Genomic DNA, 13,959 nt, shown 5'->3' with positions numbered 1-13,959 from the left:
GATTGTAGGGATGCCCGCATCACATCGTGGAGGCGCCCTTTTCTACAATGGCCGGATGTTCGTTCACCTGCGCCTGCACACCGAGTTTTCCGTCGTCGACGGTACCAACCGCATCGATGAAGTCGTCAAGGCCGCTGCCGCCGACGGCCAGCCTTCGCTGGCGATCACCGACCTCAACAACCTCTTCGGCGCCGTCAAGTTCTACAAGGAAGCGCGCGGCAAGGGCGTCAAGCCGGTGCTCGGCACCGAGGTCTTCGTCGAAGGCCTGGGCGCCGAGCCCGGCACCCTCACGCGCATCGTGCTGCTGGTGCAGAACAAGGAAGGCTACCTGCACCTGTCCGAGCTGCTGGCGCGCGCCTGGACGCAGAACGTCGGCCGCGGCCAGGCCCAGGCGGCCTGCAAGCTGGCCTGGCTCGAAGAATTGCAGGGCGGGTTGATCGCGCTCTCGGGCGCGCAGGCCGGGCCGCTCGGTGCGCCGCTGCTGCAGGGCCAGGAGGAGCGCGCCGCGGAGATCGCGCTGCAGCTCGCCGGCCTGTTCCCGCATCGCTTCTACATCGAGCTGCAGCGCGCCGGCAGGCCCGAAGACGAGCCGCACGTGATCGCGGCAGTCAAGCTCGCCGCACGGCTGCGCCTGCCCGTGGTCGCGACGCATCCGGTGCAGTTCGCCACCGCCGACGACTACGAGGCGCACGAGGCGCGGGTCTGCATCTCCGAGGGCGAGATCCTCGGCAACCCGCGCCGGGTGCGCAAGTTCACGCGCGAGCAGTACTTCAAGTCGTCGGCCGAGATGGCGCAACTGTTCGCCGACGTGCCGAGCGCGCTCGCCAACACGGTGGAGATCGCCAAGCGCTGCAACCTCACGCTGGTGCTCGGCAAGCCGCAGCTGCCCAATTTCCCGACGCCCAACGGCATGCCGATCGAGGCGTACTTCCGCGTCGCTTCCTTCGAAGGTCTCGAAGAGCGCCTCGCCCACCTGTACCCCGATGCCGCGAAGCGCGATGCCGAGCGGCCGCGCTACGTCGAGCGGCTCGAGTTCGAGATCAACACGATCCTGAAGATGGGCTTCCCGGGCTACTTCCTGATCGTCGGCGACTTCATCAACTGGGCCAAGAAGAACGGCTGCCCGGTCGGGCCGGGCCGGGGTTCGGGCGCCGGTTCGCTGGTGGCCTACGCGCTCAAGATCACCGACCTCGATCCGCTCGAATACAAGCTGCTGTTCGAACGTTTCCTGAATCCCGAGCGGGTCTCGATGCCCGACTTCGACATCGACTTCTGCCAGGGCAACCGCGACCGCGTCATCGACTACGTCAAGGACAAGTACGGCCGCGACGCCGTGAGCCAGATCGCCACCTTCGGCACCATGGCCGCGCGCGCCGCGATCCGCGACGTCGGCCGCGTGCTCGACATGAGCTACATGTTCTGCGACGGCATCAGCAAGCTGATCCCGAACAAGCCCGGCCAGCCGGTGACGATCCAGTATCCGCCGTCGCCCAAGCCCGAGAACGACAAGAACAACTACGCGATCGAGATGGAGCCGCAGCTCGCGGCCCGGATCGAGCGCGAAGAAGAAGTCCGCATGCTGGTCGAGCTGGCGCAGAAGCTCGAAGGCATGACGCGCAACATCGGCATGCACGCGGGCGGCGTGCTGATCGCGCCGGGCAAGCTCACCGATTTCTGTCCGCTCTACCAGCAGCCCGGCAGCGACTCGGCCGTGAGCCAGTACGACAAGGACGACGTCGAGGCGGTCGGCCTGGTCAAGTTCGACTTTCTGGGCCTGGCGACGCTGACGATCCTCGAGATCGCCAAGGACTTCATCGTCGCGCGCCACAAGGGCCAGGAAAACTTCGCCTTCGAGAACATTCCGCTCAACGACGTGCCCACGTACAAGCTGTTCTCCGAAGGCAAGACCGAGGCCGTGTTCCAGTTCGAATCGCGCGGCATGCAGGGCATGCTGAAGGATGCGCGGCCGACCCGGCTCGAGGACCTGATCGCGCTCAACGCGCTGTACCGGCCGGGCCCGATGGACCTGATCCCGAGCTTCGTGGCGCGCAAGCACGGGCGCGAGCCGGTCGAGTATCCGCATCCGCTGGTGGCCGACATGCTGTCCGAGACCTACGGCATCATGGTCTACCAGGAGCAGGTGATGCAGACCGCGCAGATCCTGGGCGGCTACTCGCTCGGCGGCGCCGACCTGCTGCGCCGCGCGATGGGCAAGAAGAAGGCCGAGGAGATGGCCGAGCACCGCGAGATCTTCCGCAAGGGCGCGGCCAAGAACGACATCGACCAGAAGAAGGCCGACGAGATCTTCGACCTGATGGAGAAGTTCGCGGGCTACGGCTTCAACAAGTCGCACGCGGCCGCGTACTCGCTGCTGGCGTACCACACCGGTTGGCTCAAGGTCCACTACACGGCCGAGTTCTTCTGCGCCAACATGACCGTCGAAATGGACGACACCGACAAGCTCAAGGTGCTGTTCGAGGACGCGCAGAAGAACTTCGGCATGAGCTTCGAGCCGCCGGACGTGAATCGCGGCAACTACCGTTTCGAGCCGGTCAACGACAAGGTCATCCGCTACGGGCTCGGCGCGGTCAAGGGCACGGGCCAGCTGGCGGTCGAAGCGATTGTCAAGGCACGCGAGGAAGGCGGTCCGTTCACCAGCCTGTTCGATTTCTGCGTGCGCGTCGATCGCCAGCGCATCAACAAGCGCACGGTCGAGGCACTGATCAAGGCCGGTGCCTTCGACTCACTGCAGCAGAACCGGGCTTCGCTGATCGCCTCGGTCGACCGGGCCTTCGAGTTCGCCAGCGCGACCCAGGCCAACGTGGCGCAGGTCGACATCTTCGGCGACTGCGAGCACGGCTCGGCGACGCAGGAGCCCGGCCTCGTCGACGCCACGCCCTGGGGCGTCAAGGAACGCCTGACCTACGAGAAGACCGCGGTCGGCTTCTACCTCTCGGGCCACCTGTTCGACGAGGTCGAGCACGAGGTGCGGCGCTTCTGCAAGCGGCAGATCGACGACCTGCTCGACAGCCGCGAGCCGCAGGTGATCGCCGGCATCGTGAGCGACTTCCGCGTCATCAACGGGCAGCGCGGACGGCTGGCGATCTTCAAGCTCGACGACAAGTCGGGTGCCATCGACGCCACCGCCGACGAGGCGCTGTTCAACGCCAACCGCAATGTGCTGAAGGACGATGAACTGGTGATCGTGAGCGGGCGCCTGCAGCCCGGGCGCGGCGGCTTCGAGGCCCGCTTCCAGGTCCAGCAGGTGTGGGAGCTCGCGGCTGCGCGCTGCCGCTTCGGCAAGTTCCTGCGCGTGGCGGTCAACGGCAAGGCGCCGGACATCGCGCGGCTGGTGAATGACTTCCCGCCGCGCACCGAGCAGAGCGAGCACGGCGAGCTGCAGCAGGGGCTGGGCGTGCGCCTGTCGATGGCCCGGGGCGGCGCACAGGTCGAGTTGCAGTTGGGCGAGCGCGCCAAGTTCTTTCCGACCGATGCGGCGCTGGCGAGCTGGATGGCGCAGGCGGATGCAGGCACGGCGGCGGTGGTCTACGAGTAGGGCGGTCGTTGTTCGACGACGTGGCCTGCCGTGACTTGCGCAGCGCCATGAATCGCGTCACCGGACTCAGCCCAGCATCGTCGCGATGCGCGCGCACGACCAGTACGCGGCCAGCGTGCCGATCACATACAGCGTGGCCTGGCGCGCCTGCGGCATCGCGGGCCAGCGCCGTGCCGCGAGGTACAGCAGCCAGGCCGCGGCGACCGTCAGCAGCTGACCGATCTCGACGCCGACGTTGAAGGTGAGCAGCGCGACCCAGAGGTAGTTGTCGGGCAGCCCGATCTCCTTCAGCGCGCCGGCGAATCCGAGCCCGTGCACGAGCCCGAACAGGAAGGCCACCAGCGCCGGCCAGCGGCGCGCCAGCGTCTGCCGCTGGCGCAGCGCCTCGCCGGCCACCAGCATGATCGACAGCGCGATCGTGGCTTCCACGGGCGGCGGCCGCAGGGTCAGCAAGCCCAGTGCGCTGCTCGCCAGCGTCAGGCTGTGGGCGACTGTGAAGGCGGTGATCGTGAGCAGCAGCCGGCGGTTGAATCCGACCAGGAACAGCAGGCCGATGACGAACATCAGGTGGTCCCAGCCCGTGAGGATGTGTTCGATGCCGAGCAGCGTGTAGGCCGACGCGATCTGTCCGATGCCGCGGTTGTCGTCGGCCGAGCCGTACAGCTGGACGGTCGGCTGGCCCGCCGTGACGGTGTAGACGCGCGATTGGCCATCGGCCCAGAAGACCTTGACCAGCGCGGCCGAATAGCGCTTGCCGACGCCGTCGATCGCCAGCGTGCCGGTCAATCCGGCCTCGCCGCAGCGCACCGTGTTCTCGTCGGCGCGACAGCCGGCGGGCCACACCGGCGCGAGGTCCTCGCTGGCCGGGCGGTTGCCGCTGGCGGTCCATTGCCAGAGAAACTCGCCGCGCGAGATTTCGCGCAGCTCCATCTCGGCCATGCTCATTTCGTGGGCGCTCGCGGCGCCCGCTCCCAGTGCCAGCGCGGCCAGCAGCAGAGGGCGCAGCCAGGCCCTCATGGCGCCGCACCCTCGATCTTCACGTGGTACTTCCGGCCCAGTGCGCGCACGGCGGCGGTGCGCTGGTCGGCCAGGGTGGCATCGGTCCAGTCCTGCAGCACCACGCCGCGCAGCGCTTCGAAGTCGGCCGGCTGCGGCGGCGTGATCGCGTCGAGCCGGATCGCGCGCAGGCCGTCCTGGGTCGGCAGGGCGCGCCATTCACCGACCGGCATGCCTTCGAGCGCCTTGGCGAACTCGGGCCCGTAGCTCTGGACCAGGTTCTCGCGCGGCCGGCGCTTGAACAGCCGCAGCCCGGCCTTGGCGTCGCCGGGGGCACCGGCATTCAAGGCATCGACGAAGGCGCGCACCGCGGTTTCGGGCGTGTCGGCCGACACCACGGCTTCCTGGAAGTCGAAGCGCGCCGGCTCGTCGTATTTGGCGCGCCGGGCCTCGAACCAGTCGCGCAGCAGCCGGTCGTCGTAGGGCGGCAGCTTGACGCCGGCGTCGACCACGCTCAGCGCCTTGAAGATCACGCGCTCGCGGATCGCGCTGTCGCCCTGGTCGACGCGCAGCGCCAGGCCTTCGCGATAGAGCACCTCGGTGTCGATCCAGCGCTCGCGCAGCGCCTTCAGCTCGTCGGCGTTGGGCTCGCGGCCGCGCGAGGCGGCGAACAGCTTCTTCGCTTCCGCGTCCACCTCGGCGTCGACGACGATGCGGCGCGGGTCGTCGGCGCGGGTCTGGGTGAAATGGTCGACCGCGAACAACAGGCCGCCCAGCAGGACGAAGTGCAGCAGCGGTTCGCGCAGCCAGGCGGGCATCGATGCCGGGCGGGGCGAAGGTGCGGCGCGGTCGGCGCCGTCGGCGGAGATGGGAGGAGGAGCGGACATGTCGGGGACTCGGCTTCGGGACACGAAAAGGCCGCGGGCGCCGCGCGGTGCGAGACCGCGCGGCGCCCGGGCTGCAGGGGCTTACTTGACGCCGGCGACCAGCGTCGAGCCGCGGACTTCGACGTAGATCGGATTGCTGTAGAACCAAAGGTCGGACCAGGCGGCGACGTCGTAGCTGACGTACTTCTGGCCGGCGACCACCGCCAGGTGGTCCGGGCAGCTCGCGTGGCTGCACGGGATGGCCAGGTTGGCGGGGGTGCCGGCATTGGTCGCCAGGTCGGCCAACGGATTGCCGTTGGCATCGGTCTCGTTCGGCACGCCAGGCGGCAGGTTGGTGCCGCGCAGGCGGATGTACTGCGAGGCCGTGACCGGTGCCGGCAGGCGGAAGGTCATGCGGTGGAATTCGCCGCTGCTTTTCCAGCTCGCGCCGTTGAAAGTCTTGATGACCGAGGCGCTGGTGTTCTTGGCCGCCGCCGGCACGTTGGCGAGATTCGGGTTGCTCAGCCAGTCGCGCGGCCACTCGCCCGCGTAGTTGAGCGGGTCGTTCGGGTTCTTGTAACCCGTGACCATGCCGCGGATGACGTCGACGTGGTCGAGCACCGGCTTGTTCAGCGGCTGGTTCACGCCGATCTGCGCCAGCGACGGGTTGGGGAACGCGTAGGGCGAGAAGTTGGGGCCCGACGGATTGCGGACCACCACCGAGACGATGATTTCCGCACCCGGGCGCACCACCAGCTTTTGGCCCATGGTGGCGCATTCCTCGTGGTCGAGGCTGGTGTTCTTCATCGCGGCGGCGGTCGCCATCGCCTCCACCACCGCATTGCCCGCGGCGTCGAGGGCCGGCGTCGAGCGGCCGCGCGGATAGGACGCACAGGCCACGAACGCCAGGCGATCGATCAATTGGCCGGTGGTGGTGAAGCTGTTGCCGCTGCGCAGGCCGTCCACGACCGCCTGCGGGGTCAGCGCGCCCTTCGACTTGTCCCGGCCCTGGCCGCGTTCGCGCTCATCGTCGCGATCGCCGTCGCTCACCATCACGAAGTCGCGCTGGTACTCGCCGGGAAAGAAATCCTGCGTCGAGCGGCGGTCGTCGGGGCCGAAGATGCCGCGGTTGTGCCAGTCGGAGCTGGCGAAGAACCAGAAGTTGCGGCCTTCGCCGAGCAGCGCATCCCAGACGCCGCCGACCTGGGCGCCGTAGACGCCGGTGCCGCCGTAGGTGGTGCCGCCCACCGAGTCGACCAGCACGCCGCCGATGCTGTTGCGCTTGGGCGAGTACTCGCCGCGATTGGACGAGGCGTGGTGGCCGGGCTGGGTCTCGAAGCCGAAGGCCGTCTTGGGCGCCGCGTTGTTGAAGTTGCGCAGGTGTTCGATGTTGAAGCCGTTGTTGCCGTCCGGATTGAACGGGCCGGCGCGCTCCAGATGCGAGGGCACGTAGTAGCTGCCGTCCGGGTGGTTCTGGGCCAGCCACTTCATGGCCTCGACCGTCTTCAGGTGGCCCCGCGTGCCGGTGCCGGTGCCGCCGGCGGGCATCAGCTTCTGCGCCGCGGCGTTCCAGCTCGGGTCGGCGGCGTTCAGGCTGCCGGTGACCGAGCAGTTCCAGTTGTTGCCGGTGCTGGTGCCGGTGATGTTGCCGCGGCTGGTGTCGGCATCGGCGCGGTCGAAGCAGTATTCCCACTGCGCGAGTGCCGTGGCGTTGCCCAGCGGCGTGTAGCCGGGGGTGTTCGGCAGCGTGCCCGCGTTGATCGATCGGGGCATCTGGCCGGTGATGACCGTGGTCGAGACGTGCTCATGGCCCGCGGCGACCGATTCAACGCCGGCGAACAGCGGCAGGTCCTTGTGCCGCGCCAGGTACTCGAGCAGCGGGTACTGGAACTCCTGGATCGACTGCCAGCGCCACATGTTGCCGTTGCCGCCGACGCCGCCGTTCAGCCCCTTGATGTTGGCGGCACCGATGCTGTTGGTCCAGGTCGTGGTCGGGCCCGCACCCGTGAACGGATAGGCCGGCGTGCTCAGGCTCTCGTCCTCGGCCAGGGTGCAATTGCGGTTGCCGTTGCCGCCGTGGCCGGCCTGCACGAACCAGTCGAGGCCCCAGGGCGTGTCGACGGTGTCGGTGGCCTTCTTGACCAGCTTCTGCATCGAGATCGAGCCGTCCGAGCAGGTGGTGTGGTTGTGGAAGTCGCCCGTCACGTAGGTGCCGGACTTTCTGTCGTTGCCGCCGGCCGTCGCGGCGGTCGGTGTGGTCATCATCGCGGTGACGCCGGTCGCCGCAAGGGCGGCGAGGGCGAGCCGGTTCTTCGTGAAGGCGAAATTCATCACTGGTGCTCCGTACGGGTTGGTGTGCGTGGAATCGGGTGAGGGGGACCGGCGGCATGAACTTTCGGGTTCATCCGCAAGCCGCTGGAGGCTAGTGGCGCACGGTGACTGCGCCATGACAGGCGACGCTTCAGGCGAAGCGCGCGTAGTCCACCGTCAGCTGCGTCTGGATCGGGCCGGCCTGCGCGAACTCGAGGGTCAGCGGGTACTGCCGTCCGACCGCCATCGGGAGCTTCAATCCCAGCAGGCGCAGGTGCACGCCGGTTTCGCTGAGCACCGCGGTCCGGCCTTCCTGGATCGTGAAGTCGATGGTCTTGCGCTCGCCCTCGCCGCCCCATTCGGCGCCTTCGGCCACCGGTGTGCTCGCTGCGATCAGGCGATCGGTCTGCGTGACGTCCTGGAACGACATGCAGACGATGGCCGAGGTGGCACCCTCGGCCGACGCGCGCGTCCATGGGTGAATGATCGTGAGGTGGCCGGCAAAGAACTCGCAGGCCCGCGCGGTGGGGACGACGAGAGAAGCACCGAGCGCCAGGCCTGCGTTCAGGACGGCGCGCCGAGGGATGGCTGGATACATGGTTCCTGGCTCCGAAGGGAAGGCCGCTGCGCGAAGGCCCGGACGGGTCCGTGCATGCGGCCGCACAGCTTAGGAAACCCGGGTGACAGCTTGGCGACAGGACAGGCCGTCAGGGCGCCGTGCCGGAGAGGCGGCCCAGGGCCTGTGCCGCTTCGGGCCGCGCCGGCTGCAGCCGCATCAGTTCGGTCAGCAGGGCGCGGGCCTCCGGCGGATCGTTGCGGCCCAGCGCCATCGCCATGCGCAGCAGCGGATCGTAGGCAGGACGGAAATCGGGGCTGGTCTGCAGCACCGACAACAGCGGCAGGCGCACCTGCGCCAGCATGCGCTGCGCGTCGGCCGAGGGCCGCACGGCCTGGCCGGCTTCGAGGAAGCGGTCGCGCGCGGCCCAATAGGCCGCCAGGCGAGGCGGCCAGGCGGCATCGGAGCCGGCATCGATCAGCTCGACCGGCTCGATCCGGAGTCCGCGCAGCAGCGCCAGCAGCCGGTCGCGCGGCAGCGAGTCGGGTGCATAGGTGATCCGCGGCGCCCGGTAGCCGACCACCGGCCGGTCGTCGGTGTTGGGCGGCGCGTCGCCGGCGAAGCGGGCCAGCGCCGCCGGGCCGGCGACGAATCCGCCGAGCAGGCCGAACGCGTCGGCCAGCCCGAAATCGGCGAGCCGCTGCGGCAGCGTGGTGCCGGCCAGCCGCTCGCGCAGCCGGGCCAGCTCGAAGCGGCCGGCATCGCGCCGCGCGACCAGTCCCAGCACCGGCGTTTCCAGGCTGTGGGTGGCCAGCAGGGCCGAGCCGCCCGGGTTGGCCGCCACGAAGGCGCGCACGATGCTGCGCAGGGTCTCGAGGTCGAGCTGGTGCAGCGGCAGCCATTGGCAGAACACGCCATGCGCGGTCAGGCGCTCCCGCACGGCCCGGAAATGCTCGACCGTGTAGAGCGATGCGGTGCCGCTGCGCGCCGGGTGGTAGTTGTCCGCGACGATGACGTCGTAGCGCTCCGCGCTGGTTCTCACGAAGCGCCGGGCATCGGCGGCCATCGCGTGCAGGCGGTGGCCGGTGCCGCCGTGGGCGAACGCCTGCGTGAAGTGCGCCGATGCCGCGATGACCTCGGGCAGCAGTTCCACCGCATCGACCTGGAGCGCCGGGTCCTCGGCCGCCGAAGAGGCGGTCACGCCCGTGCCCAGGCCCAGGAACAGGGCGCGCCGCGGCGCCTCGTGCAGCAGCAGCGGCAGCAGCGCCTGCCGCGCATCGGCCACCAGCGAGGCGCTGCTGCCCTCCTGCTGGCGGTTGTCGATGCGCAGCCGCGCAACGCCATCGGCATCTTCCACCACGCTCACGGCGGCCATCGCGCCCTCGCGGTAGCTGACGACGCGACCGCCTTCGGGCACCTCGATGAAGGCCAGCGGCGGCGCGAAGATCGCCAGCGCCAGGAACGGCGCCGCCGCGGCCCCGAAGGCCGGCGTCTTGAAAGCACCCGGCAGCGCCAGCGCGAGATAGCCGGCCGCCACCCCCAGCAGCGCGGCCTTCGGCCCCAGCGCCGGCACCCCGGCCACGCCGAAGAGCAGCGGCGCGGCCGCGGCGCCCAGCGTGTTGAAGCCCAGGGCGCGGCCGAAGCTGTTGCGGGCCGCCCGCGCCTGCGTCAGCAGATGGCTGAACAGCGCGCCCATGACCAGCGTGGGCGGCAGGAAGGCGAGCAGCGCCGGCACGGCCTCGGAGACCAGCGCCGAGGCCATGCCCGGGCCCAGTGCCTCCCGCACCGCATCCCTGACGCTCTCGGCCCCCCACAGGCTCAGGGTGCCGAGCAGGCAGGCGGCCGCTTGCAGGCACAGCAGCCGGTCACGCAGCCGCTGCGGATCGCCGGCCCGCGTGCGCCAGCGCTGGTACGCCGCCGCGCCCAGCGCGCTGCCCACCAGGTAGACCGCCAGCAGCAGCGCGAAGGTGTAGACCGTGTCCTCGGCGACCTGGCTCAGCACCCGGACCACCAGCACCTCGTAGCCGATGCCGAGCAGGCCGGTGAGGGCCAGCACCGCCAGCACGCCGCGCTCGGCCGCCGGCCCCGGCGGCTGCGGTGCGCGCCGGGCGCCCGGCGCAAAGAGCCGCCATGCCGCCAGCGCGCACAGGACGTTGAGTGCCGCGCACACGGCGGCCGTGCGCGCCAGGCCGAATTCCGGCACCAGCCAGAAGGCCGCGGCGAGGACGCCGATCACCGCGCCGAGGGTGTTGCACGCGTACAGCGCTCCGATGCGCTCGCCGCCGGGGCTCCAGCGCGCCGTCACGCGCTCCATCGCCGGCAGCGTCGCCCCCATCGCCGCGGTGGCCGGCAGCAGCACGAGGAAGGTGCCGAAGAAGGCCACGGTCCATTGCCAGGCGCGCGCCGGCTGGACGCCGGTGAGATCGAGCAGGCCGTGGCTGACGGGCGCCAGCAGCAGCGCGAGCGCCACGCTCCACAGCGCGATCACGGCCTCGCAGCCCGCGTACCAGCGCTCGGGCCGGGCGCTGCGGTGGATCCGCGGCCCGAAGGCCAGGGCGCCGACCGCGAGCCCGCCGAAGAAGGCCGCGACCACGGCCAGCAGCGCGGCCGATTCGTGGCCCAGCCACAGCGCGCATTGCTGCGTCCAGACGATCTGGTAGCCGAGCCCGGCAAAGCCCGAGGCCAGCATCAGCCCCAGGGCGGCACGATCGCGCATGGTTGCTCAGCCGCCGAAGCGGATCTTGTAGCCCCAGGAATCCAGCTGCGCGGGGATGGCATTGAAGGCCATCGTGATGCGCCGGGCGCCGGGGTTCGGCGGCACCGCGTGCATCAGGTAGCTGGGAAAGAGCACCATGTCGCCCGGCTCCGGCGCGGGGCTGACCCACTTGTCGGCGCTGTAGGGACCGGGCGTCGTCCGGGCATGGTCGTTCTTGAACGCGAAGTCGCAGCCGCCGGGCGATTTCATGAAGACGGTCTGCGCCTCGGGATGCGTCGGCGTCAAGTACACCACGCCGGACACGAAGCTGTTCGCGTGGTTGTGCATGGCCTGGCGGCCACCGGTGCTCAGCACGTTGACCCACATCTCCTTCACCGACCAGCCGATCCGCTCGCCGAACAGCAGCGCGCCGAAGTCGACCAGCTTGGGCGTGATCAGGGTCGCGCATTCGACCAGCAGCGGACTGTCGCCGGGCTGCAGCATCCGCGTGTGCGAAAGCTCGGCGGATGCGTTGTTGTCCTGGGTCGCCAACGCGGCGAAGTGCGCGACCAGGCCACTCACGAGGCCGGGCGCGAGCACGCCGGGCACGCGCATGAACGGCGTGGGAAAGAGACCGATGATTTCATCCATCGCGCGGATTCTCGTTGCTGACGCGGGCTTCGTGGCGCGCTGTGGCAAGACCCCATCAGCCTGGGTCGGGGGTCACGGGCCTGTCATCGACGCTGTCCAGAATGATCCGGATTTGGCGCGGCGGGCGCAGCCGCACCCGACCCCTCCCAGGACCCGTATGACCCTGCATCATTTCGTTTGCGCGCTGCTGCTGAGCTTCGCCGCGCTGCCGGCTGCGCAAGCCGAGATCGACTTCAACCAGCTGAGCGTGCCCGCCGAGAGCGCGCCGGCGCAGCCAGCCGATCTCCCGGCGCTGCCCAGGAACGAGCCGGTCGCCGAGAAGGCCGGCGAAGGCGCGGGTCCCGGCGGCGCGGTGCTCAATCCCTTCGCGCAGCCGTCGACGGCCGCACCGCACGACCTGCATGCCGAACGACCTGCGGCGAGCCATGAGCCCGCCTTCGCGCTGACGCTGCTCGCGATCCTGGCCGGCGCCGGGTTGCTGGTCTGGTTGCTGCGACGGGACTGAAATGAAACACCCCCCGAAGCGCCTGCGGCGCCTCCGAGTCGCTGCCAGAGGCAGCGGCTCTTCGGTTCCGTCCAAGCCTGCGCAGGCAGGCTTGGAGCCGCGGACCTCAGCCCCTCAAGGGGGGCGATACCGGCGGCCCGGCAAAGCCGGTTCCGCGGTATCCCTGGTATCGGACTGCGTCGGTTTCATGGGTCGTGGGTCGCGCACCGCGCGGTGGAGCCACTGAAATGAAACACCCCCCGAAGCGCCTGCGGCGCCTCCCCCCTGAAGGGGGGGCGATACCGGCGGCCCGGCAAAGCCGGTTCCGCGGTATCCCTGGTATCGGACTGCGCCGGTTTCATGCGTCGCGGGTCACGCGATCACGTGGTGGAGCTCTGAGGGGAAGGCCAGGCCGAGCGTGACCTTCAGCGCTTCGGCTTCAAGGTCACGATCAGCCGCGCCGGTACCGTGCCGTCGATGTCGCGCGGCAGCCTCTCGGTCTTCTGCAAGGCGCGCAGGGCGGCGTCGTCCCAGTTCGCCAGGCCGCTCGACTTGACCAGTGCCGGGGTGCCGACGATGGTGCCGTCGGGTGCCAGGCGGACATCGAACTCGGCACCCGGATTGCCGCTGACCAGGTCAGCGTCGGGGAACACGACATTGGGCCGCACCGCCGCGGCCACCTTGCCGCCGTAGCTGCCCGACGGACCCGAGGACTTCGCCGCGGTGCCTTCGCCGCCGGAGCCGGCCATCGCCTGCATGCGCTTCAGCGTCGCCGTGCGGTCGGCCGCGGCCTGGGCTGCCTGCTTGGCCTCGGCTTCCTTCTTCTTCGCGGCTTCGGCTTGCTTGGCGGCCTCCGCCTCCTGCTTGCGTTTCTGGTCGGCGAGCTTCTTCTGCTCTTCCTTCTTGCGCTCGGCTTCTTCCTCGGCGCGCTCGCGGGCCTCGGCCTCGCGCTTTTCCTGCGCCGCCTTCTTCGCCGCCTCGAGCTTCTTCTGCTGCTGGGCCTGCTGCTCGAGTTCGCGCTCGCGCTCTTTCTGCTCCTTCAGCTTCTTCTCGCGTTCGAGGGCGATGTCGGGCGCCTTCGGCGCCGGTGTCGGCTCCGGTGGCCGGACCGCCTGGGGCGGCGGCGGGGGGGGCGGGGGCGGCGGTGGGGCCGGTGTCGGGGTTGGGGGCGGCGGCACGGGGACCGGGGGTGCAACGGCGCGCGGCGCAGCCTGCTGCACCGTCGACGACCACAGCTCGGCCTCGACCGCGTCGTTCTCCGCCTCGCGGCGCCAGCTCACGCCCCAGGTCAGCGCCGCGATCAGCAGCGCGTGGGCGATCAGCGCCAGCAGCACGGCGCGCGGCGTGCCGCGCTGCGGCGGCGGCGCGAATTCGGGACGGTCGGCGGCGAGCGACATCACTTCGCGCCGGTGGTCTGCACCGACAGCCCGACGCGCTCGATGCCGCTGCGCTTGAGCTGGTTCATGGCCTTCACCACGGTTTCGTACTTGACGGTCTTGTCGGCGCTGATGACCACCGGGCGGTCGCCGTCGCCGCCCTGCGCCTGCTTGGCCGCAGAGCCGATCTGGGTCATCGGGATCGAGCTGCCGCCGCTGCCGGTCGACGGGTCCTTCTTGATCTGCACCTCGTCGTCGCTCTTGATCACGATCTCGATCGGACGGTCGGGCTGCTTGTTGGCCTTGTCGACGCTCGGCAGGTTGATCACGCTCGGCGTGATCAGCGGCGCCGTGACCATGAAGATGATCAGCAGCACCAGCATCACGTCGATGAACGGGACCATGTTGATCTCGTTGATCGTGCGGCGGCCGCGGCCGCGGGAGGACATGGCGGGCATGGTGCGATGCT

General features: G+C 69.9%; 10 protein-coding genes. 2 read left to right on the top strand and 8 right to left on the bottom strand.

Features of this window, described 5'->3' with window-relative positions:
• Window positions 1-55 precede the first annotated feature (55 nt).
• Entirely contained in the window at window positions 56-3,556 is a 3,501-nt protein-coding gene (dnaE, locus tag AC1DYD_RS19115) for a DNA polymerase III subunit alpha (protein ID WP_478174324.1), read from the top strand.
• A 66-nt stretch (window positions 3,557-3,622) separates the two neighbouring features.
• On the opposite strand, the gene AC1DYD_RS19110 is transcribed toward dnaE, so the two are convergent.
• The 6 genes from AC1DYD_RS19110 to AC1DYD_RS19085 form a co-directional block, all read right to left on the bottom strand.
• Window positions 3,623-4,573, bottom strand: coding sequence for a HupE/UreJ family protein (locus AC1DYD_RS19110; protein WP_478174323.1), 951 nt, complete (start codon window positions 4,571-4,573; stop codon window positions 3,623-3,625).
• Window positions 4,570-5,439, bottom strand: coding sequence for a peptidyl-prolyl cis-trans isomerase (locus AC1DYD_RS19105; RefSeq protein WP_478174322.1), 870 nt, complete (start codon window positions 5,437-5,439; stop codon window positions 4,570-4,572). Before AC1DYD_RS19105 ends, AC1DYD_RS19110 begins: the two co-directional genes overlap by 4 nt.
• 81 nt (window positions 5,440-5,520) lie before the next feature.
• A complete protein-coding gene (locus AC1DYD_RS19100) occupies window positions 5,521-7,749 on the bottom strand; it encodes a hypothetical protein (protein ID WP_478174321.1) in 2,229 nt (742 codons plus the stop codon).
• A gap of 130 nt (window positions 7,750-7,879) precedes the next feature.
• Entirely contained in the window at window positions 7,880-8,326 is a 447-nt protein-coding gene (locus tag AC1DYD_RS19095) for a copper chaperone PCu(A)C (RefSeq protein ID WP_478174320.1), read from the bottom strand.
• Window positions 8,327-8,435: 109 nt separating this feature from the next.
• Window positions 8,436-11,000: a spermidine synthase gene (locus tag AC1DYD_RS19090; protein ID WP_478174319.1), complete on the bottom strand. Its 2,565-nt coding sequence runs from the start codon at window positions 10,998-11,000 to the stop codon at window positions 8,436-8,438.
• A gap of 6 nt (window positions 11,001-11,006) precedes the next feature.
• The gene (locus AC1DYD_RS19085; RefSeq protein WP_478174318.1) at window positions 11,007-11,630 is read right to left on the bottom strand and encodes a putative 2OG-Fe(II) oxygenase; all 624 of its coding nucleotides are present in this window, start codon (window positions 11,628-11,630) and stop codon (window positions 11,007-11,009) included.
• A gap of 157 nt (window positions 11,631-11,787) precedes the next feature.
• Here AC1DYD_RS19085 and AC1DYD_RS19080 point away from each other — a divergent pair, with 157 nt between their 5' ends.
• The gene (locus AC1DYD_RS19080) at window positions 11,788-12,135 is read left to right on the top strand and encodes a hypothetical protein (protein WP_478174317.1); all 348 of its coding nucleotides are present in this window, start codon (window positions 11,788-11,790) and stop codon (window positions 12,133-12,135) included.
• Window positions 12,136-12,539: 404 nt separating this feature from the next.
• Here the strand turns inward: AC1DYD_RS19080 and tolA are convergent, their stop codons facing one another.
• Window positions 12,540-13,511 carry a cell envelope integrity protein TolA gene (gene tolA / locus AC1DYD_RS19075; RefSeq protein WP_478174316.1) on the bottom strand — a complete coding sequence of 324 codons (972 nt, stop codon included), beginning with the start codon at window positions 13,509-13,511 and terminating at the stop codon, window positions 12,540-12,542.
• Complete coding sequence (locus AC1DYD_RS19070) at window positions 13,511-13,948, bottom strand: ExbD/TolR family protein (protein ID WP_478174315.1); 438 nt, start codon at window positions 13,946-13,948, stop codon at window positions 13,511-13,513. Before AC1DYD_RS19070 ends, tolA begins: the two co-directional genes overlap by 1 nt.
• Window positions 13,949-13,959 lie beyond the last annotated feature (11 nt).

The sequence above is a fragment of the Variovorax sp. P4_B11 genome (genome assembly GCF_056402355.1).
The sequence above is the reverse complement of the archived record's forward strand: the minus strand, read 5'-3'. Positions and strand labels throughout refer to the sequence as shown.

What these genes read in the sequence shown, in the direction of transcription:
- AC1DYD_RS19105 (WP_478174322.1), bottom strand. Translation starts at nt 5,439, where the DNA reads ATGTCCGCTCCTCCTCCCATCTCCGCCGACGGCGCCGACCGCGCCGCA.
- AC1DYD_RS19085 (WP_478174318.1), bottom strand. Translation starts at nt 11,630, where the DNA reads ATGGATGAAATCATCGGTCTCTTTCCCACGCCGTTCATGCGCGTGCCC.
- AC1DYD_RS19110 (WP_478174323.1), bottom strand. Translation starts at nt 4,573, where the DNA reads ATGAGGGCCTGGCTGCGCCCTCTGCTGCTGGCCGCGCTGGCACTGGGA.
- dnaE (WP_478174324.1), top strand. Translation starts at nt 56, where the DNA reads ATGTTCGTTCACCTGCGCCTGCACACCGAGTTTTCCGTCGTCGACGGT.
- AC1DYD_RS19095 (WP_478174320.1), bottom strand. Translation starts at nt 8,326, where the DNA reads ATGTATCCAGCCATCCCTCGGCGCGCCGTCCTGAACGCAGGCCTGGCG.
- tolA (WP_478174316.1), bottom strand. Translation starts at nt 13,511, where the DNA reads ATGTCGCTCGCCGCCGACCGTCCCGAATTCGCGCCGCCGCCGCAGCGC.
- AC1DYD_RS19070 (WP_478174315.1), bottom strand. Translation starts at nt 13,948, where the DNA reads ATGCCCGCCATGTCCTCCCGCGGCCGCGGCCGCCGCACGATCAACGAG.
- AC1DYD_RS19090 (WP_478174319.1), bottom strand. Translation starts at nt 11,000, where the DNA reads ATGCGCGATCGTGCCGCCCTGGGGCTGATGCTGGCCTCGGGCTTTGCC.
- AC1DYD_RS19100 (WP_478174321.1), bottom strand. Translation starts at nt 7,749, where the DNA reads ATGAATTTCGCCTTCACGAAGAACCGGCTCGCCCTCGCCGCCCTTGCG.
- AC1DYD_RS19080 (WP_478174317.1), top strand. Translation starts at nt 11,788, where the DNA reads ATGACCCTGCATCATTTCGTTTGCGCGCTGCTGCTGAGCTTCGCCGCG.